The 21,821-nt window shown below is 70.4% G+C and carries 19 protein-coding genes and 1 pseudogene; 12 read left to right on the forward strand and 8 right to left on the reverse strand.

Features of this window, described 5'->3' with window-relative positions; all coding sequences use genetic code 11:
* Positions 1–92: 92 nt before the first annotated feature.
* On the reverse strand, positions 93–992 hold the full coding sequence (locus tag ACFXOA_RS13410; protein WP_385026290.1) for an Lrp/AsnC family transcriptional regulator: 900 nt from the start codon (positions 990–992) through the stop codon (positions 93–95).
* 211 nt (positions 993–1,203) lie between these two features.
* Between ACFXOA_RS13410 and ACFXOA_RS13415 the strand changes: the two genes are divergently transcribed.
* The 3 genes from ACFXOA_RS13415 (at position 1,204) to ACFXOA_RS13425 (ending at position 3,868) form a co-directional block, all read left to right on the forward strand.
* On the forward strand, positions 1,204–2,217 hold the full coding sequence (locus ACFXOA_RS13415; protein WP_385026293.1) for a C-terminal binding protein: 1,014 nt from the start codon (positions 1,204–1,206) through the stop codon (positions 2,215–2,217).
* Entirely contained in the window at positions 2,214–2,999 is a 786-nt protein-coding gene (locus ACFXOA_RS13420) for a class II aldolase/adducin family protein (RefSeq protein ID WP_385026296.1), read from the forward strand. The genes ACFXOA_RS13415 and ACFXOA_RS13420 overlap by 4 nt, the downstream gene beginning before the upstream one ends.
* Positions 3,000–3,121: 122 nt before the next feature.
* Positions 3,122–3,868, forward strand: a complete 747-nt coding sequence (locus ACFXOA_RS13425) for an esterase/lipase family protein (RefSeq protein ID WP_385026299.1) — start codon at positions 3,122–3,124, stop codon at positions 3,866–3,868.
* A 154-nt stretch (positions 3,869–4,022) separates the two neighbouring features.
* Here ACFXOA_RS13425 and ACFXOA_RS13430 read toward each other — a convergent pair whose 3' ends face one another.
* A complete protein-coding gene (locus ACFXOA_RS13430) occupies positions 4,023–4,817 on the reverse strand; it encodes a DeoR/GlpR family DNA-binding transcription regulator (RefSeq protein ID WP_385026302.1) in 795 nt (264 codons plus the stop codon).
* 198 nt (positions 4,818–5,015) lie between these two features.
* Between ACFXOA_RS13430 and ACFXOA_RS13435 the strand changes: the two genes are divergently transcribed.
* Together ACFXOA_RS13435 and ACFXOA_RS13440 are read left to right on the forward strand one after the other, a co-directional pair.
* Positions 5,016–5,894 carry an SIS domain-containing protein gene (locus tag ACFXOA_RS13435; protein ID WP_385026305.1) on the forward strand — a complete coding sequence of 293 codons (879 nt, stop codon included), beginning with the start codon at positions 5,016–5,018 and terminating at the stop codon, positions 5,892–5,894.
* Between the two features lie 293 nt (positions 5,895–6,187).
* Entirely contained in the window at positions 6,188–7,078 is an 891-nt protein-coding gene (locus tag ACFXOA_RS13440; protein ID WP_385026308.1) for a ketose-bisphosphate aldolase, read from the forward strand.
* A gap of 267 nt (positions 7,079–7,345) precedes the next feature.
* Here the strand turns inward: ACFXOA_RS13440 and ACFXOA_RS13445 are convergent.
* Positions 7,346–8,393, reverse strand: a pseudogene (locus tag ACFXOA_RS13445) (zinc-binding dehydrogenase).
* A gap of 100 nt (positions 8,394–8,493) precedes the next feature.
* Here ACFXOA_RS13445 and ACFXOA_RS13450 point away from each other — a divergent pair.
* Positions 8,494–9,051 (forward strand): TetR/AcrR family transcriptional regulator, encoded by a 558-nt coding sequence (locus ACFXOA_RS13450; protein ID WP_385026344.1) that lies wholly within the window; start codon positions 8,494–8,496, stop codon positions 9,049–9,051.
* 70 nt (positions 9,052–9,121) lie between these two features.
* Here ACFXOA_RS13450 and ACFXOA_RS13455 read toward each other — a convergent pair whose 3' ends face one another.
* Positions 9,122–9,475 carry a cupin domain-containing protein gene (locus ACFXOA_RS13455; protein ID WP_385026311.1) on the reverse strand — a complete coding sequence of 118 codons (354 nt, stop codon included), beginning with the start codon at positions 9,473–9,475 and terminating at the stop codon, positions 9,122–9,124.
* Between the two features lie 184 nt (positions 9,476–9,659).
* Here ACFXOA_RS13455 and ACFXOA_RS13460 point away from each other — a divergent pair, with 184 nt between their 5' ends.
* Positions 9,660–10,625, forward strand: coding sequence for a formylglycine-generating enzyme family protein (locus tag ACFXOA_RS13460; protein WP_385026314.1), 966 nt, complete (start codon positions 9,660–9,662; stop codon positions 10,623–10,625).
* A 26-nt stretch (positions 10,626–10,651) separates the two neighbouring features.
* On the opposite strand, the gene ACFXOA_RS13465 is transcribed toward ACFXOA_RS13460, so the two are convergent.
* Complete coding sequence (locus ACFXOA_RS13465; protein WP_385026317.1) at positions 10,652–11,620, reverse strand: helix-turn-helix domain-containing protein; 969 nt, start codon at positions 11,618–11,620, stop codon at positions 10,652–10,654.
* A gap of 622 nt (positions 11,621–12,242) precedes the next feature.
* Here ACFXOA_RS13465 and ACFXOA_RS13470 point away from each other — a divergent pair.
* Together ACFXOA_RS13470 and ACFXOA_RS13475 are read left to right on the forward strand one after the other, a co-directional pair.
* Positions 12,243–12,689, forward strand: a complete 447-nt coding sequence (locus ACFXOA_RS13470; RefSeq protein WP_385026320.1) for a hypothetical protein — start codon at positions 12,243–12,245, stop codon at positions 12,687–12,689.
* A gap of 277 nt (positions 12,690–12,966) precedes the next feature.
* Positions 12,967–13,488 (forward strand): hypothetical protein, encoded by a 522-nt coding sequence (locus tag ACFXOA_RS13475; protein WP_385026323.1) that lies wholly within the window; start codon positions 12,967–12,969, stop codon positions 13,486–13,488.
* Positions 13,489–13,615: 127 nt separating this feature from the next.
* On the opposite strand, the gene ACFXOA_RS13480 is transcribed toward ACFXOA_RS13475, so the two are convergent.
* A complete protein-coding gene (locus ACFXOA_RS13480) occupies positions 13,616–14,413 on the reverse strand; it encodes a class I SAM-dependent methyltransferase (RefSeq protein ID WP_385026326.1) in 798 nt (265 codons plus the stop codon).
* 690 nt (positions 14,414–15,103) lie between these two features.
* Here ACFXOA_RS13480 and ACFXOA_RS13485 point away from each other — a divergent pair.
* Positions 15,104–15,694: a transglycosylase SLT domain-containing protein gene (locus ACFXOA_RS13485; protein ID WP_385026329.1), complete on the forward strand. Its 591-nt coding sequence runs from the start codon at positions 15,104–15,106 to the stop codon at positions 15,692–15,694.
* Positions 15,695–16,031: 337 nt separating this feature from the next.
* On the forward strand, positions 16,032–16,394 hold the full coding sequence (locus tag ACFXOA_RS13490; protein ID WP_385026332.1) for a hypothetical protein: 363 nt from the start codon (positions 16,032–16,034) through the stop codon (positions 16,392–16,394).
* 7 nt (positions 16,395–16,401) lie between these two features.
* On the opposite strand, the gene ACFXOA_RS13495 is transcribed toward ACFXOA_RS13490, so the two are convergent.
* A complete protein-coding gene (locus ACFXOA_RS13495) occupies positions 16,402–18,228 on the reverse strand; it encodes a hypothetical protein (protein ID WP_385026335.1) in 1,827 nt (608 codons plus the stop codon).
* 214 nt (positions 18,229–18,442) lie between these two features.
* Positions 18,443–19,096 (reverse strand): hypothetical protein, encoded by a 654-nt coding sequence (locus ACFXOA_RS13500; RefSeq protein ID WP_385026338.1) that lies wholly within the window; start codon positions 19,094–19,096, stop codon positions 18,443–18,445.
* 816 nt (positions 19,097–19,912) lie between these two features.
* Here ACFXOA_RS13500 and ACFXOA_RS13505 point away from each other — a divergent pair.
* Complete coding sequence (locus ACFXOA_RS13505; protein ID WP_385026341.1) at positions 19,913–20,749, forward strand: glycoside hydrolase domain-containing protein; 837 nt, start codon at positions 19,913–19,915, stop codon at positions 20,747–20,749.
* Positions 20,750–21,821 lie beyond the last annotated feature (1,072 nt).

Genomic DNA, 21,821 nt, shown 5'->3' on the forward strand with positions numbered 1-21,821 from the left:
GGGGAAGGCGGTCAATTTTTGTAAAGCCAGATCGATATCTGGGTTACGGATCGTCAGTCGTGCACATCCCGGCCCGGTGGGCGTCCCGTCCGTCAGGCGGAACGCGCCCCGATGTCGTACCGCTCCTTGACCAGCTCCAGGTGGAACCAGCTCTCCACCTCGCGCACCGCGGGCAGGGCGCGAAGCTCCTCCAGGGTGGCCAGGACCGCACCCGTCGACTCCGCGCTGATCGTGCCGACCAGCTCCGCCCGGCCCAGGCAGGTCGAGAGGAAGGTCACCCGGTCGAACCGCTCCACCCGGGCCGCGACGGCGGCCGCCCCGCCGGTCACCCGCAGGCTGAAGCCGCACAGGAAGCCCATCCCCAGGACGTCGGGCCGGACCAGCGCGACCACTTTGGCCACGCCGCCCTCGAGCAGGCGCAGTGTCCGCGACCGGGTCGCTCCGGCCGACAGGCCCACGCGGGGTGCCAGCTCGGCGAAGGGCAGTCGCCCGTCCTCCTCCAGCGCGGCGAGGATCCGCTCGTCGACCTCGTCCTGCAGGGCGACGGTGGGCTCCTCCGTCAGCAGGTACGGGTCCTTCACGTGGCGGGTGGCCACCAGGGAGTCCACCGCGCCGACTCCCGGTGTCGCCCTGATGTGTTCGACGGTCCGCTCCAGCTCGGCGAAGCCCGCGGTGCGCAGCTCCGTCATGATCGCCCACCGGCCGCTGGTCAGCGTCACGAACGGCGCCTGGGGGAGTGCGGCGATCGCCCGCGCCACCTCGCCGGCCCCGCCCTCGGTCGCGATGGACAGGTGCGCCGACGCGGTGAGGCTGCGTACGGCGGGGTGCACGATGGCCACGACCCGTACGGCGCCCGACTCCTGCAGGCGCTGGACCCGCATCCGCGTCGCCGGGCGCGACAGGCCCACCCGCTGCGCCAGCGTCTCGTAGGTGAGCCGTCCGTCCGTCTGCAACTCCCGCACGATCGACAGGTCGGTCTCGTCGAGCTCCATATGCCGTTCCCCTCCGCTTTCGGTTCCGCCCCACCGCGGCCAGGGGCCGGGCGTCCGCTCATTGTCGGTCAGGCGACTCCTCGCCCCGGCGGCGGATCTCGCGTTCGCCCGATCACCTCCCGGCAATCATCTCGTTCGATCTGGACAAAGTCATCAGTTGAAACGTAAGTTTCCATACGACTGAACGATCGAATCATCCATGGAGGCTGAAGTGTTGCGACCCGTCGCCGTGATCACCGACACGGAGGAGCTCGATCCCGAACCGGGTGTCCAGCTGCTGACGGACGCCGGCTTCGAGGTCCGTGTGGCCGACAGTCGCGACCCTGACGTCATCGCCGAGGCCGCCCACGACGCCGACGCGCTGATCGTCGGCTACGCCCGGGTCGACGCGGCACTCCTCGACCGCTTGCCGCGGGTGCGGATCATCGCCACCATGTCCGCCGGGCACGACATGGTCGACACCGCCGAAGCCGCCCGGCGAGGGCTCTGGGTCACCAACCTTCCGCACGCCGCCACCGAGGACGTCGCCGTGCACGCCCTCGCCTCGGCGCTCTCCCTCGTCCGCAGGCTGCCCCAGGCGGACGCCGTGGTCCGCTCCGGCGGCTGGAACCAGGACTTCACCGACGTGCCCCGACGGGCGAGTGAACTCACCCTGGGCTTGGTCGGCTTCGGACGTATCGCCCGCACGCTGGCCCGCATCGCCGCCCCCGTCTTCGGCCGGATCGCCGCCTACGACCCGCACGCCTCCGGGACCGACTGGCCCGAGGGTGTGCAACGGCTCGGCCTGGACGACCTGGTCGCCGGGGCCCACATCCTGTCGCTGCACACCCCGTCCACCCCGGAGACCCGAGGTATGGCCGACGCGGCCCTCTTCGCCCGGATGCGCCCCGGAAGCATGCTGGTGAACGTCTCGCGCGGTGACCTCGTCGACCCCGGGGCACTCCTCGCCGCCCTCGACAGCGGGCAGCTCGCCGGTGCGGCACTCGACGTCTTCCCGGTCGAGCCCCCGGCCCCGGACGACCCGCTGCGCACCCATCCCCGGCTCCAGGTCTCCCCGCACAGCGCGTTCCTCACCGACACGTCCCTGCGCGCCTACGTCCTCGAACCCGCCCGGAACGTCCTCGCCTGGTGGACCACCGGACGCCCGCACACCCCCGTCGTCGTACCGGCCGAGCGGACTCCTCACGCTCAGGCCGCCCCCGTCCAGCAAGGAGCGCCCGCGTGACCGAGACACTCACCACCCCCGCCACCGCCACGGAGGCCGCGGCCGAGGAACTGCGCCTGCGGCGCGAACTGGCCGCCGTCTACCGCCTCGTCGCCCACTACCGGATGACGGACCTGATCTTCACCCACATCTCGCAGCGCCTCCCCGGCCCCGAGAACCACTTCCTCATCAACCCGTACGGGCTGATGTTCGAGGAGATCACCGCCTCCAACCTGGTGAAGATCGACCTCGACGGGAACCCCGTCGAGCCGACCCCCCACCCCGTCAACCCGGCCGGCTTCGTGATCCACAGCGCGATCCACAAGGCCCGCACCGACGCCCACTGCGTCCTGCACACCCACACGAAGGCGGGCTGCGCCGTCGCAGCCCAGCAGGGCGGACTCCTGCCGCTGAACCAGATGTCCATGGAGTTCCACAACCGCCTCGGCTACCACGACTACGAGGGCGTCGCCCTCAACCTCGACGAGCAGGAGCGACTGGTCGCCGACCTCGGCGGCCACCCCGCCCTGGTCCTGCGCAACCACGGTCTGCTCACGGTGGGCGAGAGCGCCGCCCAGGCCTTCCTGCGCATGTACTACCTGGAGAAGGCCTGCGAGATCCAGGTCACCGCACAGGCGGGCGGCACCCCGCTGGTCCTGCCGCCCGAGCAGGTCTGCGAGTACACCGCCCAGCAGCTGGCGGGCGAGGCCACGGCCGACTTCCAGGACGACATCGCCTACGACCTGGCCTGGTCGGCGCTGCTGCGCCTCGTCGAGCGCATCGCCCCCGACTACAAGGACTGAGTCCACGCGGGGAGGTCCCGTGGACCTCCCCGCGTACACCGGCGATTTCACCGATGGCGCGCACACGCCGTTCCCAGGACTCTGGGCGGACCAGGCATCCGCTCACCCGTCAGGAGCGTTCCATGCGTCGTCGTTCACCGCGCCGGCTTCTCGGCGTCCTCGCGGCGGTAACCGTCGCGTTCTCCCTGTTCGCCGCCGGGCCGGCCGGCGCGGCCGGCACCTCGGCCGAGGCGGCTCCGAGCGCAGTGGCCGCAGCGCCCGCCGCCGCCGCACCCCTGTCGACGAACACCCCCGTGGTCTTCGTCCACGGCTACACCGGCAACGCCTCCAACTGGGTCACCGCCATGAGCGTCTTCAGGCTCAACGGCTGGTCGAGCTCCGACCTGTTCGCCTACGAGTACAACTCGTACGGCAGCAACGTCGTCAACGCCCAGGGGCTGGCCTCGTTCGTGAACAACGTGAAGTCGCGGACCGGGGCGAGCAAGGTGGCGATCGTCAACCACTCGATGGGCGGCCTGGTCAGCCAGTACTACCTGAAGGTGCTGGGCGGCAGCAGCAACGTCAGCCACCTCGCCTCCATCGCCGGGGCCAACCACGGCACCACCTTCGCCGGGGCCTGTCTGATCTACATCACGTGCCAGCAGATGTATCCGGGATCGGCCTTCATCGCCCAGATCAGCCTGGGCGACGAGACACCGGGCGACACCAGGTACGCCACCTGGTACTCGGCCTGCGACGGCGTCATCCTCCCGTACACCAGCACCCGGCTGAGCGGTGCCACCAACAACAGCGTGCTCTGCCAGACCCACATCGGGTTCCTGGCCGACACGTCCGTGCTCGGGCAGATCGCCCGCTTCATCGCCTCCTGATCCGCACAGCCCTCGCCGCCCGGGTGGTGCGAGCCCTCATGGCCCGCACCACCCGGGCGGTGGGTCGTGGTGGCGTCAGCCGAACCGCTCACACCGCGATGGCAGGAGTTGTTCGATTCAATGCTTGATCAAGCATCTACGGACACCGAGATTGTCACACGGTGACGACGGTGACGCCCGCCTCACCGAAGCGGGATGCGGCCTCCGGGCTGATCCCGGAGTCGGTCACCAGGAAGTCGATCCGGTCGAGGCCGCAGACCCGGGCGAAGGCGCGCCTGCCGATCTTCGAGGAGTCGGCGGCCACGACGACCCGTTGGGCCTGCTCGGCCAGGAGCCGGTTGATGCTGGCCTCGCCCTCGTGGTGGACGTGGGCGCCGCGCTCGGTGTCGATCGCGTTGACCCCCAGTACCGCGACGTCCAGGGTGATCTCGCCGAGCACACCGCTGGCCAGCGGCCCGGTGAGCTCGTACGACTGCGGTCTGGCCACTCCTCCGGTCACCACGGTCTTGATCTGCGGCCGGATCACCAGCTCGTTGGCGATGTTGAGGGCGTTGGTGACCACGGTGAGCATCGGCTGGGCGCCGGAGCCGGGATCGCCGACGATGTCGGAGCGCACCGACAGCGAGCGCGCGACCTCGGTGATGGTCGTGCCCCCGGTCAGCCCCACGACCTCACCCACGGCCACCAGTTCGGAGACCGCTCGGCCGATGGCCTGCTTCTCCGCCGCGTTGCGCCCCGACTTGTAGCGGAGCGCCAGCTCGTAGGAGACCCCGTGCGCCACGGCGCCTCCGCGGGTACGGGTGAGCAGGTGCTGCTCGGCGAGCTGGTCCAGGTCGCGGCGGATGGTCGCGGCCGAGACGTCCAGCGAGGTCGCGGCGTCCTCGACCTCCACCCGGCCGTTCTTCCCGACCAGTTCCAGCAGTGCGTTCCACCGGGCATCCCTGGACAACAGAACTCTCCTCAAGACGTCCGGGAATCGGGCATGCACTACCTGGGGGTGCGGTCGCCGGACACGCGTAAGCGTGGCACACGACGCCGTGCAGTCAAATTGTGCGCACGTCGCGTGCAAGAAATCTGCTTGAAAATGATTCCAGAGGCCGTATAGCGTGCATCATCGAGCATCCAGCCCGCGCGAGGGAGTGCAGACGTGTCGTTTGTGGAGATCGAGACAGCCAGCCAGCCGGAGTGCTGGCGCCGCGCGGCAGCACTCGCGCAGAGCCAGGCGGATGCTCTGCCCGCCAGGGGTGAGCGCATCGCCGTGGTCGGCTGCGGTACGTCCTTCTACATGGCCCAGGCCTACGCGGCGCTCCGCGAAGGCTCGGGACAGGGCGAGTCGGACGCGTTCGCGGCCTCCGAGTTCCCCGTGGGCCGCCGCTACGACAGGGTCGTCGCCCTCACCCGGTCGGGCACCACCACGGAGGTGCTGGAACTGCTGAACCGCCTCCGCGGCAGCACCCCCACCGTCGCGATCACCGCGGATCCGGCGACCCCGGTCATGACCTCGGCCGACGCCGTCGTCGTACTCGACTTCGCCGACGAGCGGTCCGTCGTGCAGACCCGGTTCGCCACCACACTCCTCACGCTGCTCCGGGCCCATCTGGGTCTGCACGGCGACGAGGTGGTGCGGGACGCCGAGACGGCGCTCGCCGAGCCGCTGCCCGAGGGCCTGGTCGAGTGCACCCAGTTCTCCTTCCTCGGCAAGGGCTGGACCGTCGGGCTGGCCAACGAGGCCGCCCTGAAGATGAAGGAGGCCTCGCTCTCCTGGACCGAGTCCTACCCGGCGATGGAGTACCGCCACGGTCCGATCAGCATCGCCACGAGCGGCACCGCCACATGGATGTTCGGAGACGCGCCGGAAGGACTCCGGGAACAGGTGCTGTCGACGGGCGCCCGCTGGGTGGAGAGCGGCCTCGACCCGCTGGCCGACCTGGTCCGGGTGCAGAGGCTCGCGATCGCCCGGGCACAGGCAGCCGGCATCGACCCGGACAGCCCCCGTCATCTGACCCGCTCGGTCGTCCTCTCCTGACCCGCTCGGTCGTCCTCACCGAAGCCTGAGCCCAGGGGCAGGTCTCCGCGTCCCGTGCCCGCCCTGCCCGCACGTCCGCGCTTGCCCGTCCGCGCCTGGTTGCCGGGAGGGGCGGCCCGTCGGCCGCAGGCCGTCGGGGCCGGGTCCTCGGCATCGGTCGTCATCCGGCAGCCACTCGTGCCGGCGCCCGGCGCCCAGCGGGTGGCGTGGGCACGGGGCCCGGGTGAGCCGGACGGCCGCGCGTCATACGCACCAGCAGCAGCCCTCCACCTCTCCTCGTCCTGGAGCCCACCATGCCCCTCGCCGCCACTGGCACCCTCGTCGCGGAGGCGTCGGCTGAGCGCCGCGCCGTCGCCGCCTTCAACATCATCACGCTCGAGCACGCGGAAGCGGTCATAGAGGGGGCGGAGGCCTGCGGATCACCCGTGATCCTGCAAGTGAGCCAGAACGCGGTGAAGTTCCATCACGGCCGCCTCGCCCCACTCGCCCGTGCGGCAGTCGAGTCCGCCAGGCTCGCCTCCGTCCCGGTCGCGCTGCACCTGGACCACGTGACCGCGAGCCCCCTGCTCCGGCAGGCTCCCGACTGCGGATTCAGCTCGGCGATGTTCGACGCGTCGCGTCTGCCCTACGAGGACAACCTCGCCGCGACGCGCGAGGCGGCCGAGTGGGCGCACCGCAACGGGATCTGGCTGGAGGCGGAGCTGGGGCAGGTCGGCGGGAAGGACGGGGCGGCTCCTCTGGGTGCCCATGAGCCCGGTGCCCGCACCGACCCGCTGGAGGCACGCGACTTCGTCGCCGCCACCGGGGTCGACGCCCTCGCCGTCGCCGTCGGCACCTCGCACGCCATGACCACCCGCACCGCCCGGCTCGACCACGGGCTGCTGGCACGCCTGCGGGACGCCCTGGACGTCCCGCTGGTCCTGCACGGATCCTCCGGCGTACCGGACGACGAGCTCCGGCGTGCGGTCGCCGCCGGAATCGGGAAGATCAACGTCGGTACGGGACTCAACATCGCCATGACCGGCGCAGTCCGCGGCCACCTGGCCGACGATCCCCGCGTGGTGGACCCGCGCAAGTACCTCGCCGCAGGCCGCACGGCGATGAGCCGCACGGCCGCCGCCGTCATCGCCACCCTGGAATCAGCGGCCACCCCTGCCGGAGCCCGAACGTCTGCCGGAACCTGAACGCCCGCGATCGGCCGCTGCGGAACTCCCCTGGAAACACGCGCGATTCAGGAAGATGCCGCGCAACACGGCGGCCCCGAAACGCGTGGGCCCACGGTTACTCGTGTGCCGCCACGGGCATTCGTGAGGCCGCCACGGGTACTCGTGGGGCATGGCCACTCGTGGGGCCGCCACAGGCACTCCTGGGGCACGGGCACGGGCACCGGTGACTGGGAGGCCCCACGGAACTCCGCCGAGTGCCCGGAGCCCAGGCAGCGGCCGGGCCGCTCAAGGTCGCATGACGATCTTCCCCACGTGTCCCCTGCGGGCGAGCTCCTCCTGGGCCCGGGCGGCCTGGTCCAGAGGGAAGGACGCGGCGATGACGGGCCGGACCTCCGCGCGACGGGCCATGTCCATGAGCAGGCCGAAGTGCGCGGGTGTGTGCATGGCGGACCCGATGACCTGGGCGTTGTGCAGATAGAGGCGGCGTACGTCGAAGGCCACGCCGTACCCACCGAGCGCTCCGGCGATCACCCACCGGCCCCCCTCGCGCAACAGGGGCAGGCATTCGCCCACCAGCTCGCCGGCCACGACGTCCAGCCCCACATCGATGCCGTCCGGGGCGGCGGCGCGGATCTGTTCCGCGAGGTCCCCCGCGCGGTCGACCACCTGGTGCGCGCCCGCCTCGCGCACCGCTTCGATCTTCGGCCCGCTGCTGATGGCGACCACCCTCGCGCCACGGGCGCGAGCGATCTGCACCAGCGCGACACCGACGCCGCCGGACGCCCCCGAGATCAGGACGGTCTCGCCCTTCCGCAGCCGGCCGCGCTCGATCATGCCCAGCGCGGTGCCGTACGCCGTCGGCAGCGTCGCCAACTGGTCGTCCGACAATGGGGAATCCGTCACGTCGTGCACCTGCTGCGCCGGCGCGGTCACGTACTCGGCGTATCCGCCGTCCCGCTCGCCCCATCAGCCCGACCGGGTTGGCGTCCTGCCCCTCCGCGTCGTAGATCGCGGGGTCCACGACCACCCGGCGTCCCACGACACCCTCCGCCACGCCGGGCCCGACGGCCACGACCCGGCCGGCCACATCCGCGCCCTGGATGCGCGGGAAGCCGATCGGGCCTCGCCAGCCGGACAGCGCCGCCGGGTCGTCCGCGCGGCCGTAGGCACCCTCCCGGGTCCACAGGTCGGTGTTGTTCAGTGCCACGGCGCCCACCCGGACCAGCACCTCACCGGCCCGAAGCGCGGGGACCGCGACCTCCGTCAGTTCGAGGACCTCCGGACCTCCGTGCCTGGTGATGCGTACCGCTCGCATGGAATCGGGAACAGTCATCGCTCGAACCTCCCCAGGTATACTGATCTGTGAACCTCTCCACCGTACATCGCTCCGCGAAGGATCTTCCGTGGGACCTCCCGTGCAGGAAACGCGGCCTCTGACGCCGGCCGGCCGCCGCATCGTGGCAGCCGCCGAGGAGCTGTTCCACGCCCGTGGCATCACAGCGGTCGGCGTGGACCTGATCGCCGAGCACTCCGGGGTGACCAAGCGGACCCTGTACAACCAGTTCGGTTCCAAGGACCATCTCGTGGCGGTCTACCTCGCGGAACGCGACCGGCGCTGGCGGTCACACGTACGCGCCGCCGCCGACGCCGCCGGCACCCCGGCCGAAGCCGTCACCGCCCCCTTCGAGGCCTTGCGGACGTGGTGCGCGACGAGCAGCCGGGGCTGCGCCTTCATCAACGCACTGGCGGAGCTCCCGGACCCCTCGCATCCCGGGCACCGCATCGCCGTGCACCAGAAGCTCTGGCTGCTGAACCTCTTCGAGGAGCTCGCCGCCGCGGCCGGCTGCGCACACCCGGCGACCCTCGCCACCCAGCTCCTCACCCTGCACGAGGGCGCCGTCGCCACCATGCCCCTGCCGCTCGACTGCCTTCCGGCGAGCACCGAACTGGCGCGGTCCCTGGTCCGTGCCGGCGTCCGGCCCGGACCGTAGGCGCCCTCGCACCGGCCCGCCCGGCCGCCCCCGGCGCACCGCAGCGGACGCGCCGGACCCACCGGACCCCTCAGCGCATCGTGATCTCGTACGCCTTGCGCAGCGTCTCGTGCACGGTCCACGTCGTACGGTCGCCCTCGCGCAGCACGCAGAGGTCACCGGGGCCCACCGTGACCGTCGGTCCGCCCGCCACCTCGATCGTGGCGCGGCCGCTGACGACGACGAAGAGTTCGTCGGCCTCGGTGTCGGTCACCACACCCGGGGTGATCTGCCAGATACCCCGGACACGCCGCCCGTCCTCGGACTCCCACAGAACCTTCCCCGACACCTCGGGACAGCCCCCGACGATCTGCGAGGGGTCGAGCGGGTCCGGATCGAGATCCGCGTCCGGGATGTGCACGGCGAAGGTGGTGAACTCTGTCATGCCCGTGACGCTAGGCCACCGCAGGTTCTCGCTCCCACCGCCACAGTGTCGGGTCGACCCTCCCCGCGGGCGACGATACGTCCACCCATGGGGACGGGGCGTCCGCGGCGTACGATTCCGGTTGCCTGTCCGCCGGGCCCCGCGCCCGGCCCGGGAAGCGACGTCACCACGCAAGGACACACGCATGAGCCACACGGAAGCCCCCCGTCCCAGCTGCTGCACCCCGAGCCGGACACCGGCCGCCGACGCGCCGTCCCTCCCGGTGGTGGAGCCGGGAGGGCCGGGGGCGCTCCCCGGAGCGCGGGAGAAGGCGGTGGCACTGCCCGGCGGTGAGTTCCTGATGGGTACGGAGAGCGCGGAGGGCTTCCCGGCCGACGGTGAGGGACCTGTGCGCGCGGTGCGCCTGCGGCCCTTCCGGGCCTCTCCGTACGCGGTGACGAACGCCGAGTTCGGCGCCTTCGTCGAGGCGACCGGCCATGTCACGGAGGCCGAGAGCTTCGGCTGGTCGTACGTCTTCGCGTCATTCCTTCCCGGCGCGCTGCGCAAGGTCTCCGAACGGGTGCGGGAGACCCCGTGGTGGTGCGGGGTGCACGGAGCGAGCTGGCGCGCGCCGGAAGGCCCCGGAAGCGACGTCGACGAGCGCGGGGACCACCCCGTGGTCCACGTGTCGTGGAACGACGCGCAGGCCTACTGCGCCTGGGCGGGCGGCCGGCTGCCGACCGAGGCGGAGTGGGAGTACGCCGCACGCGGTGGGCTCGAACAGCGGCGCTACGCCTGGGGCGACGAGCTGACGCCGGAGGGCGAGCACCGCTGCAACATCTGGCAGGGGCACTTCCCCACGAAGAACACCATGGACGACGGCTACCGGGGGACGGCCCCGGTGGACGCCTACGCCCCCAACGGTTTCGGCCTCTTCAACACCGCCGGCAACGTGTGGGAGTGGTGCGCCGACTGGTGGACCACCGACCACGGCCCCGCTCCGCTGACCGACCCCACCGGACCCGCCACAGGGACCGCGAAGGTCATCCGGGGCGGCTCCTACCTCTGCCACGTCTCCTACTGCAACCGCTACCGGGTCGCCGCCCGCACCTCCAACACCCCCGACAGCACCACGGGCCACATGGGCTTCCGGTGCTTCTACGACGCGTGAACGGACGCGGACGTGTCCAGAGGTGATCACATGGAGACGCGCGGATGGTTCTGGTCCCGCCAGGCCCGGGGCGAGATGCCGTAGGCGTCTTTGAACACCTTGCTGAAGTGTGTCGCGTTCACGAATCCCCAGCTCCGTCCTGTGGCCGCGATCGTGCGGAGCCTGCCCTTCGGACCGGCCAGCTCGCGCTTGCACGCGGCGAGGCGGCGTACACGGATCCAATCGCCGAGGCTGATGCCTGACTCGGACAGGACGACGTAGAGATGACGTACGGAGATGCCGTGCGCGAAGGCGATCCGCGCCGCCGACAGCCCGGGATCAGCCAGGTTCTCCTGGATATAGGCGGTGATTCGCAGGCCGAGCGTCGCCTCCAGCGACGCCTTGGCGCGGCCGGAGTCTCCGTGCTGGGCGATCAGGACGGCACGGAGCAACTCGATGCCGGGCGCCACGGCGCCGTCGGCGTACGCGCTCCGGTGCAGGTCCTTGCCTGCCGCCAGCTGGGAGAAGTAGGTGTAGGCGAGAGGCGCGAGAGGGTTGCCGGACCCCAGGGCGACCGTGGTGGTGTCGCACAGCAGGCGGTCGGGCAGCGCGAGTGCCGCGAGAGGCAGCCGTAAGAAGTGGTGGTCGACCCCCTGGTCGAAGAGGAGCGTGTACGGGGCGTTCGACCGGAAGACGGCGAACTCACCAGGGCGCAGGACGCACTCCCGGCCGCTCTGCGTCCCCATGCTGGTACCGGTCACCTGCAGGCTGAGGAAAAGGGAAGGCTCCTCGTCCTTCTTGACCAGCCGCGCCGTCCGGCGAAGGGTGGCCGCGGTCGCACGCGCCGAACTGATCCTCAGGGGGCCCATGGTGCTGACCTCCATCCGCGCGGAGATCTCCGAGGCCGGCGGGCGGTGGTCTATGTCGACGGCCACGACGGAATTCCAGACCGCGTGCCTGATCACCTCCTCCCGGTCCTCGGGCGGTATGAGCGCGGTGTCCAGAGCCGGGCTCATGAGACGTTCCTCGGTCCGGGCCGGCCATGCGGCCGGCCCGAAGCCGCCACCTCAACTCGTTGTCCCACAGGTCCCCCCAGGGCCTCTCGTTCGGATCATGCCGGGCTCGCGTGCCCTGGTGCCGCACCTCGCGGCCTTGCCGTCGGTCCCACCTTGCCCCGGCTCGCGACTCCGTTCCAGCAGGGGAGACCTCATCCGACTCCCTCCTCCGCCTTGCGATGCACGGCACCAGGGCCCGCTGCCTGATCCGGCATGATCCAGGCGAAAGACCCGAGGCGCAGACGTCCCACCGTTCGGCGGCGTCAGTCTGGAGGACATCTCCCCGCTGCGCAACGTCTTGAACTTGCGTTTCAAGAGCCGCAGTTGGACGCGAACCGTGGCCCGCGGCGCGGGTGCGCAACTGACAAAGAGTCCTGCACGAACGGCAAAGTCCCAGGCTCGTGATCGCCCTAGGTTCCCTCAGCGAGGCCACCACCGGCCTCGACCGCACAGGCGTCGTGATCACCGACCTCCTGTCGGTGATCCGGTGCCGCCGCAGACCTCCAGGTGAGGTGTGCGGCGCGGGCCGGCCCCGTGCGGTCGGAACGACTCCGAGAACCACGTCTGCAGGAACGGAAGCTCGATGTCACTGAAGACCCGCCTCACCGCCACGCTGTTCGCCATGGGAGTCGCCGCCGCCGCTCTCCCCCTGGCCGCCACACCGGCCCAGGCCGCGAGCATGCACGGCTGCAGCTACCCGAACGTCTGTCTTCTGCAGGGTTCCTACACCACGGGCACCATCTGGGGCCGGTACAAGGACGCGGGCGTTCAGTCCATGCCGGTGGCCTACCGCAACGTCACGGACTCCGTGATCAACACCCGTAACGACGACTCCGTCTGGCTGATCGACTCAGGAGCGAACCCGGACCGGTACATCTGCATCCCGCGGAAGACCGCCGTGAACCTGGGGAACTACGCCCACCCCAACGGTGGCACCTGGGCGAACGACGTCGACGTCATCAAGATCTGGCCGGCCTCCGACAACGGCCTCTGCAGTGGCACCACCCAGGTGCAGCAGGGAAAGGTGTGACGGCGCGGCGCATGATTCGAAGCAGACGGCACGCCTGACGACTGGTGGCGCCCCTGAACCGCTGTTCGCCGGCGCGGGCCACTCACGCCACCCGAAGTCCCGGGGCGTCGAGGCCCCCGCGCCGGCGGCATGCCCCGCCGCAGAACGTGACCGCACGTCGTCGGAGTGCCCGCCCGGACCGGCGATGCGTCTCCCACGGCCGTGCGGAGCTCCTCGGACGATTCTTGTGGCACCGGCCCTCTTCCCTTGTGTGGTAAGGGTGTTGGAGCATTCACACATGAATCACAACAGGCCCGAACCGGCCGCGGACGCGGCGACGGCGTACCTCACGACGCTCCAGGAACGGCTGACCGGCGACGGGTGCACGGTGACCTTGCTGAACTGGAACGACCAGCCGGTGGTGATCGGTCGCCGTGCCGACCGGAAGATCCGCTGGTTCGGCACGAAGACCGAACTGTTCGTCTTCGCGACAGCCGTCCCGGACATCGACCTGACCACCCTGGCGGGGTTCACCGGATGGTCCATGAGCTACGCCAAGAGCGTACGCAAGGGGCTGCCGGGCATGCGCAACGCCGCCATGGTGCTTCCCGCGCTGGTCAGCGGGAGTGTGCAGCCGGATGCCGCGCAGTGGGCCGCCGAGGACGCCCGGGTCGTCGGCGCGACGCTGATCGGCAGGCCCGTCGCGGTACAGGCCGTGCCGGGTGGTGGCGTGCGCGTCGCGATGTACCGGGGGCAGGTCCCCGTGGGTGGCCTGTTCACCAAGCATGTACTCGCAAAGGCGGCCCTGTACTTCCGTTGAGGGGTCTCCGTGCCGCCCTGGTCGGCCACCACCGGATGTGCGGCTGTCGCCGCCCCGAGGCGGGACCTGCAGGCGTGTCAACCGGGCCGCCCCGCTCAGCGCCGGGGCGGCCGCCGGGTGCCACCCGTCAGAGTTCCGTCTTGATCGTCGGTCTGACCGCGACCACGGCCCAGGTGCGGTGCGGGACGTGCAGGACGTCACCGGGGAAGCGGTCGCGCAGGATGCCCTCGAGGTCGGCGGAGAACCTTTCGACCCGGTCGGGGGTGAGGCTCGCGCCCACCCCCGCGCTGGCCCGGATCCGCCCGGTCCAGGCCTCCGGGGTGTACGGCACGTCGAGGTCGAAGGAGAACGTCTCGATCGCACCGAATCCGGCGGTGGCCAGATCGGTCAGCCAACGCGGGTACAGCCCGGTGCCGCCCCCCCCCATGCTCCACGCCGGGTTGTACGCGGTGATCAACTGCTCGGTCGCCTCGACGACGTTGCCCGGGAGCGGCAGCCAGTCGAAGTGCGCGATGACGGCGTGCCCACCCGGGCGGAGAAGGCGCCCCACCTCGGCCGCGGCCCTCGGCGCGTCGAACCAGTGCCAGCACTGGCCGGCCGAGACCACGTCGAACGAGGCGCCCGGAAGCCCGGTGTCCTCGGCCGTGGCGACCTCGTAGGCGATCTCGACCCCGGCCTCCCGGTCGAGCCCCTTCGCCTGTTCGAGCAGCGCGGCGGCGGGGTCGATGCCCGTGACCCGTGCCCCGGCCCGGGCGAAGAGCCGGGCGAGGCTTCCGGTTCCGGTGCCGAGGTCCAGCACGTCGCCATCCGCCACCTTCGCTCCGAGTCGGCCGAGCCGCTCGATGGTCTCCGGCGGGAATCCGGCGCGGTGGCGCGTGTAGTCGTGCGCCGTCAGTCCGAAGTCCGGATCGAGTCCAGTGACCACGCGGTCCTCCGCTCTCTGCACGTACGGAACGGACGTACGCGTCATGGAAGTTTCTGGAGAGCGAAACTACCCGTTGCCGATCATCGAGGCATGGAATCCGCCGCCCTTGCCGCGGCGCCGCCGGAGGCTCTGCGTACGGGCGTCCCTCGCCCTCTGCCGCTCGGTAGCGGCGCGGGCGGAACTCGGCGCTCACCCCGCGCCTCTCACCGGCGAGGCTCTCGTGCGTTGCCTCCCGGTTCCGGGACAGGGGCTTCCTGCCGGTCCCACCCCCAGCGCGGCCCCGTACGGTGACGGCTCGGTTCTGTCGAGTGAAAGAGGCGCTTCCGGAGGGTGACGATTCAGGGGCGACGGGTGACCGGATCTGTGAGGGCGCGCACAGGGCCCACGTCACACAGGGCCGGGGTTAGTAGACGCCCGGCGGACGCTCGTCCAATGAACGCGGGCCGTCCCGGCAGTCCCCCCGGCGGCCTGCGAAGGAGCGTAGTAGGTCACACACTTGTCGCGGGCCCCGAGCGTTCCGCATGGTGTTTGACGTACCGGGGAGCCGAGCGCCGGACCCGGACGGCAAGAGCCCGTCCGTGATCCAGACACCGGCCCTGATGACGCGAAGCCGCGTCCAACGCGGACACCGCGTCGCCGACCCCCCGTCGGCCTCCCCATCACGTCCCCTGAATGGAGAGGTACACACTCATGCACGCCATCACCCGCAGCCCCCTCGCCCGCAAGTCCGCCGTGGCCTCCCTCGCCGCCGCAGGCGCCGCCGCCGTCACCCTGACCCTCGTCCCGAGCCCGGCGCACGCCGCCGAGGCTTCCGCGGTGCAGGCCGAGACCGCCTCCGTGCAGGCCAAGGCCGAGGCAAAGGCGAAGGCCGAGGCAAAGGCCGAGGCGAAGGCAAAGGCCAAGGCGAAGGCTGAGACCGTCAAGATCAAGCACATCGTCAAGACCGGCGAGAAGAAGTACGGCGACGACCTCGACGGCTGGATCCGCACCGCCCTCGACGTCATGGACGCCAAGGACATCCCGGGCACCTACGAGGGCCTGCACCGCAACATCATGCGTGAGTCGTCCGGTAACCCGAAGGCGCAGAACGACTGGGACGTCAACGCCCAGAACGGCATCCCGTCCAAGGGTCTGCTCCAGACCATCCAGCCCACCTTCGACTACTACCACGTCAAGGGCACGAAGGACTCCATCACCGACCCGGTCGCCAACATCGTCGCCGCCTGCAACTACGCGGCCGACAAGTACGGCTCCATGGACAACGTCGACTCCGCCTACTGACCGGCGGACAACAGACCGCCTGAGCCCGGGGACAGCCGGTCCCGCGGGAGGCCGACGGGGCCCAGGCAGCACGGCAGGGGCCGGAGCGACAACACGTCCGCTCCGGCCCCTGCCTGCGTCGCACCCGGACCCGCGGCGGACATCAGGCCTCCCGAGCGGCTGCTCGCGCCACCAGGCCGCCCGCACCTGGTAGCCGCGACGTGCCGTGCCGTGTCGTGCCGTGTCGTGTCATGTCGTGTCGTACACAGAGACGCGGCACGCGTGACGGGAGCCGAAAAGGTGACGAGGCCTGGGGAGAGGGTGGCAGGTGATGTGGCCGCGTCAATAGAGTGACGGGATGGGACTCTTCAAACGGAACAGGACGACCTCAGGCCTGCTGCTCGTGTCCGACATGGGCATCCGGCAGGTGAGGACCGCGTCGTACGGGATGGATCTCGTGCAGGAGGTCGCTCGTCTTCTCGGTTCTGAGCACATTCGCTCCACCAAGCTGGGAGAGGAGCTCACCCTCTGGTACTCCGAGGACGGCCCGGGCCGGGCGAGCTCCGGCTCGCCCAACCCCGTGGCCACCCGGCTCGCGGCGGAACACGGCGCGGCGCCCGTCGCCGGCCCCGCCGTCGTCACCGGTCCGCTGCTGTACGGCAGCCCGTATCCGCTGAGCGCCGAGGAGATCACGAAGGTCTCGGGGCGCCTGCACGGATAGCCGCGGTTCAGCCGGCCATGGCCGCCACGATGCGGGGCAGGAGTACGGCGTTGGCGCTGCTGAGGGACACCCTCACCGACTGCTGCCTGCCCCGCTCATGGATCCACACCAGGCCGTTTGCGACCTCGACGTCCGTGAGCGAACCCCAATCGGCCTCCATGACCCCGCGCAGCGACAGCCCGTCGCGGTGCACGTGCATCTCGCCGATGGTGAACGACCCGCCCCGCCGGATCAGGTCGAGACGCTCCGCGAGCAGCCGGGGCTCGAGGACGCGCTGTGCGAACTCGACCAGGGCCAGCCACGCTTCGGGGGCCTCGGCCCGCTTACCGCCCTTGTTCCAGTTCAGAGTCTCCAGGCTCTTCGGCGAGTCCGCGTATCTGCCCACGCCGAACGTGTACGTGTTGGAGTACATGGAGGGGAACAGGAAGCCCTGGTGCTTGGTCCGCGAGACGGGATACCGGACCCACTCGATCTCCTCCCAGGTCAGCGAGTCACCGTCGTACGTGATCCGCTTCTGGTCGGCGACCACGCGTGCCGTCCAGCCGAGCGGACTGTCCACGAAGGGACTCTGCGGGGCCTCCTGGCGCGGGGGTGCGGATCGCGGAGGCGCCGTGTGCGGGGAAACCGTACGCGGGGATGCCGTGTGTGGGGATTCCGTACGCGGGGATGCCGTGCGCCGGCCGTTCGCCCCGGCATGGGCTCGCAGCCATGCCGGCACCTCGGCCCGCGGGTAGGCGGCGAGGTCGTTGCGGTAGTGCCTGGGGGCGAGCAACTGCCCGTCGGGAAGCCGCTCGTCACCGTAGTCGTACTGGGTGGAGACCTGGGCCTGGCCGTCGGGCCCCTTGGTGACGGCGATCATCAGACGCAGCCACGGTCCGGCAGGCATGGCGGCCGCGAGGTGGCGCTGGCGGCGTACGAGGAGGGCTATCTGCTCCGGCACCCGCGCCTCCACGGGCCGTTCGTGCTGCCAGAAGCACAGATCGGCCGTCTCGGCGGAGACGGCGCAGGAGAATGCCGCCACCATGCGTTCCCACCGCTGTGGTCCGCACAGCGCCAGCTGGCGGACGATCTCGTCGGTCAGCGCGGTCACGCGGGCCGCCGTCATGTCCTCCGGCGGGGGGCCGACGACGGTGAAGTCGGCGATCGCGCCCGGCTGTCCGGACCGGGCGTCGAGGCGCTCGAACTCCGCCTTGAGGTCGTTCATGAACGCCTCCTCGGCGGGCGTACGCCGTACGAAGGCCTCCTCCGCGGTGAACAGGGCGTCGGCCTGTCCGGGCGGGATCGCGGAGGTGACCTCCTTGATGCGCCCCGTGTCGCCGACCAGGAACACCGAACGGCCGACGGGCATGTCGAGGAAGGCCAGGGGATCGCTGTCGTCGACGTCGACGGGCGCGTACACGCTCCAGCCGGCGGCGAACCGATCCGCGGCCAGGCCCTGGGCCGGGTAGTCCAGCCCGCCGGCGGCGATGTGCTCCTGGACCAGGGCGACGGCGCGCCGTTCGTCGATGCGTCCGACGGCACCCGGCTGCGGGGCCCTGCCCAGCGGGTGGTTCGGGTCGGCCCCGCCAGGGCCCGGGTAATGGTGGGTGAGCTCGAACCACAGGCGCATCTCGTCGGTGGTCACCGCGTCGGTTCCGGGGCTCACAGCGTCCCAGGTACCTCCGGGGTCGCGGGCGTAGAGCCCGACGGACTCCCCCTGGGAGACGGTCACGTAGTCGCAGGCATGGAGATCTCCGTACGCGGCGACCAGGGTGAGCGACGGCGCGGCGGGGCGCTCCTCGCGGGCGACCTCCCTGCCGTCCACGCCCGTCGCGGCCAGTACATGACGAGACATCAGCACCACTCCCTCGCGGACACGGGGCACGACCGTAGCCCAAGGCGACCATCATGGTGAAGGAGGGGCCGCTGTCGACCCCGCTCCCATGGTGGTCACCTGCGAGCCGAGGGAAGGCGGTCACGCGGAGCGGACCAGGCGTTCGCGGTACGACCACCCAGCTGGACGCCCCGTTCCTGATCGCGATCGATCCGGCCGGGCCGCGTGAACCGGCTCAGGGCTTGTGGTACTTGCCCGGCGTGGGGTCGGGAATCCATTTCGCTCGCGCCGGGTCGATGTCGATCGCCGTCCCGTGCAGCGTGCACGCGTCTTTCACAGGGGCGAGGAACTGGGTGTCGAAATCCGTCTGCGTCACCTTTCCCGCGGCAATGGCGGCGGCCATGTAGTTGTGGGCGTTCTCCAGTTGGGCGGACCGGGGTGTGGTGGTTCCGGTGGCGTCGGTGTTCACGTCGAGTCCGCTGCCCGGGTCGTCCGTCCTGATCTCGGGCCGGGGGCCGACGCGGAAGTTGGCCGGGAGGTTCTTGAGCGCCTTGTCCACGCTGGGTGAGGCGAACGCCGCCGGTGCCAGGGGTGCCAGGTCCGCGGTGATCTGTGCCACCTGGGCGGGAGACAGGAGTGCGAGGAACGGCTGGAACAACGACTTGGGGATGATGTGGTGCAGCGTGTCCACCAACGGATCGCCGGGGTGAGCGGCCTTGACCGAGGCGAGCTCGGTGCTGGTCGACCCCAGCTTCCAGTCCTTGGCGCGCTGCACGACCTCTGAGCCACCGCAGTCGCCCGAGCGGCACCCGGCCTCGTGATCGTGGCGGCCGTGCCGGATCATGGCGGTGACAGCGGCGTTGCCCGCAGTGCGCTGAAGGGCCGTCATCGGACCGCCCGCAGACACCCCGCCGCGCGTCGGACGCGCGCTTGCGTGCGTGTACTTCTCCACCGATGAGGCCCGTGCGTGCATGCGTCTCCTCCAGCGGTCATCATGGTCGGGAACGTGGCCTGGCCGGAAGGCGCCGCAGGGGCAGTGACGGGGCAACGCCTCTTCCCCAGCGGGACCTTGAAATCCTCGGCGGAGGTCTGCGTGCCGAGCGATGTGGGCGAGTCGTGGCGGCGCGTTGTGTCCTGACCGCGTGAGTATGCCCCGGTCCGACGGGTTCCTGCCCGGAAGGAGAGTTCCTCGTCGGAGGCCGGGCACCGCTTCCTCTGTCGAGTATCGAGCGGCCGCATCATCGGATGATGCCTGGTCCGACAGAGGATGACAGCGGATCAGGGGGCCGCTGCGGGCCGGAGCGACAGTGCGTGGTTCACGCAGCCAGGGCTGCGGCTGCGATCATGACGGTCTCGTGCTCGACGGGGGCCGACCGGGCCGGGCGTACCCGTCGCCGGCGTCGGTGGTAGGTGTGCTCGATGCAGGTGACGAGCGCGATCCTCAGCTCCTGGCGGGTGGCCCATGAACGGTGAAACCCCAGGTCAAACCCAACATGTGAGATCTCTACGGAACCCGGGGCTGTTCAGCGTGTCCTTTGCGCAGGCTTGGGTGAAGCTTGCCGGGGTCAAGGGCTCGGGTTGTCCGAACCAGGTGCAACCGCCGGGTATCTTTCGATCGCTCACGGGGCTCAGGTGCGGTACGGCCAGGGCGACCCGGATCGTGCAGCGGCAACGAGCTCAGCAATTCAGGGGTGGGGAATTCAGCATGTCCAAGTCCAGGAACCACAGGCTTTCCAAGCGCAACCGCTACCTCGCCTGGGGCGCCACCGGTGTCGTCGTGGCAGCCGGGGGCGCGTTCGCCGCGACCAGCGCTTCGGCGACCACGGCGTGGCCGGCTCAGAAGACCTTCACGGGCCGTGCCTTCGACGCCTGCACCGCCCCGTCCTCCGCCGCGATGAAGGCCTGGCACACCGGCTTCTACGGCGCCGCCGCCGTGTACATCGGGGGTAAGAACCGCGGCTGCTCCCAGCCCAACCTGACCGCTTCCTGGGTCAAGACGGTGAACTCCCAGGGCTGGAAGCTCATCCCGCTCTACGTGGGTGCCCAGCCGCCGTGCCAGAGCGGCACGCGCAACGAGAAGATGACGACGACGAACGCCGCCACGCTCGGCACCGCCGACGGCAAGGACGCCGTCGCCAAGGCCGCCGGCCTCGGCATGAAGGCGGGCAGCGCGCTGTACCTGGACATGGAGCCTTACGACATCAAGAACGCCTCCTGCAACAAGGCCGTGCTCTCCTACGTCCGCGCCTTCGACAAGGCCTTGCACGACAAGACCTACCGCGCCGGCTACTACGGGTTCTCCAGCTCCAGCGCCGCCGCGATCGCGACCGCCACCGACCGGACCAACCTGCCGGGCAACCTCTGGTACGCCAAGTGGGACAAGGTGAACACCACGACCTCCGACTGGCCGTGGTCCAAGTCGCTGTACACCAGCCACAGCCGCGGTCACCAGTACATGGTCAACAGCAAGGAGTCGCGCGGCGGTTACACCATCACCGTCGACCGTGACGCGTGGGACGGCCCCGTCGCGATCGTCGGCTGACAGCGATGATGTGCCCAGGGGCGTTGCGGGCGGTCTGCCCCTCGGCCGACTCGGCCCGCAAGGGGTGGGCGAAGCCGGGCCGGGCGAACCGGGACGAAGAGGTTCGTCGCCCGGTAGGTCCACAGGCACATCAAAGCCGCCGGTGTCCTGATCCTGGCACCGGCCACGTGAGTGAGGCGATCTGATCATCACGGAGATGACGTCCTCGCCGCCCGGACCTCGACATACCGCACACCGCGGCGCCCGGGCGGGCCGACCGGCCCGAGGAACTGCTCGACCGAACGGCCTCGCCTCAGGGCACCGACGATGAAGGACTCCGCCAAGTAGCGCGCCCAGGCACAGTACGGCTCAGCCGCTACGGCCGACCAGCTCGACGATCTGGAGGAGCTTCAACGAGCCGTGGCCAGGCGCACGGTCACGTGCGCCACGAGGTGAGCACCCGCAGTTCAGAATGGCATGTTGCGGTGCCGTGCCCCCGGGCACAAGGGGCACGACACCCCGCCCGTCAGATGTCGCGGAAGAGACCACGCAGTTCTACGGCCTGCGACGATACGCGGTGGCACAACGTTGACCTGCGTGAATCGTCTTTCAGGTGTCTCCTGCCCGTACATGTTGATGCAGTCGAAAGTCCCAGAGAAGTCCCAGGACTACTGCAGCCCACGACCGTGTTCTCTGGGCTAGATGCGGACCTTTGTGATGTGAGCACGGCAGAGCGGACGGCCCCCTCGCTGCAGGGAACCGGACGGCGCCGAAAATCCGTGGAAATCAGGATTGGGGCCCCTTCGGCTGCGCGAGCGCGGGGCCCCGGGATCACCTCGGTGGGTGGGTCAAGGCACCGGCCCGTGGCCTGCGGCACATGATTGCCGCAGGCCCCGGACCTGTCGCTTGACGACGCTCTGCGGGTGGTTGACCTGTCAGTTCAGAAGAGGTCGAGCTCTGCAGACTCGACTGCACCCAGTAGTCGGCATTCTCCGGTCTCGGGGGTTGATGGGCAGGCCCCGCCAACAAAAACCCCCCCCCCGATTTTTTTTTTGGCGAAGGGAAATAGACGGTCTGTTATTAAACAAAGAAA

This window comes from Streptomyces sp. NPDC059166 (genome assembly GCF_042755185.1).
GTDB lineage: Bacteria > Actinomycetota > Actinomycetes > Streptomycetales > Streptomycetaceae > Streptomyces.

What these genes read in the sequence shown, in the direction of transcription:
- ACFXOA_RS13410 (WP_385026290.1), bottom strand. Translation starts at nt 992, where the DNA reads ATGGAGCTCGACGAGACCGACCTGTCGATCGTGCGGGAGTTGCAGACG.
- ACFXOA_RS13425 (WP_385026299.1), top strand. Translation starts at nt 3,122, where the DNA reads ATGCGTCGTCGTTCACCGCGCCGGCTTCTCGGCGTCCTCGCGGCGGTA.
- ACFXOA_RS13440 (WP_385026308.1), top strand. Translation starts at nt 6,188, where the DNA reads ATGCCCCTCGCCGCCACTGGCACCCTCGTCGCGGAGGCGTCGGCTGAG.
- ACFXOA_RS13455 (WP_385026311.1), bottom strand. Translation starts at nt 9,475, where the DNA reads ATGACAGAGTTCACCACCTTCGCCGTGCACATCCCGGACGCGGATCTC.
- ACFXOA_RS13460 (WP_385026314.1), top strand. Translation starts at nt 9,660, where the DNA reads ATGAGCCACACGGAAGCCCCCCGTCCCAGCTGCTGCACCCCGAGCCGG.
- ACFXOA_RS13465 (WP_385026317.1), bottom strand. Translation starts at nt 11,620, where the DNA reads ATGAGCCCGGCTCTGGACACCGCGCTCATACCGCCCGAGGACCGGGAG.
- ACFXOA_RS13470 (WP_385026320.1), top strand. Translation starts at nt 12,243, where the DNA reads ATGTCACTGAAGACCCGCCTCACCGCCACGCTGTTCGCCATGGGAGTC.
- ACFXOA_RS13475 (WP_385026323.1), top strand. Translation starts at nt 12,967, where the DNA reads ATGAATCACAACAGGCCCGAACCGGCCGCGGACGCGGCGACGGCGTAC.
- ACFXOA_RS13485 (WP_385026329.1), top strand. Translation starts at nt 15,104, where the DNA reads ATGCACGCCATCACCCGCAGCCCCCTCGCCCGCAAGTCCGCCGTGGCC.
- ACFXOA_RS13490 (WP_385026332.1), top strand. Translation starts at nt 16,032, where the DNA reads ATGGGACTCTTCAAACGGAACAGGACGACCTCAGGCCTGCTGCTCGTG.
- ACFXOA_RS13495 (WP_385026335.1), bottom strand. Translation starts at nt 18,228, where the DNA reads ATGTCTCGTCATGTACTGGCCGCGACGGGCGTGGACGGCAGGGAGGTC.
- ACFXOA_RS13500 (WP_385026338.1), bottom strand. Translation starts at nt 19,096, where the DNA reads ATGACGGCCCTTCAGCGCACTGCGGGCAACGCCGCTGTCACCGCCATG.
- ACFXOA_RS13505 (WP_385026341.1), top strand. Translation starts at nt 19,913, where the DNA reads ATGTCCAAGTCCAGGAACCACAGGCTTTCCAAGCGCAACCGCTACCTC.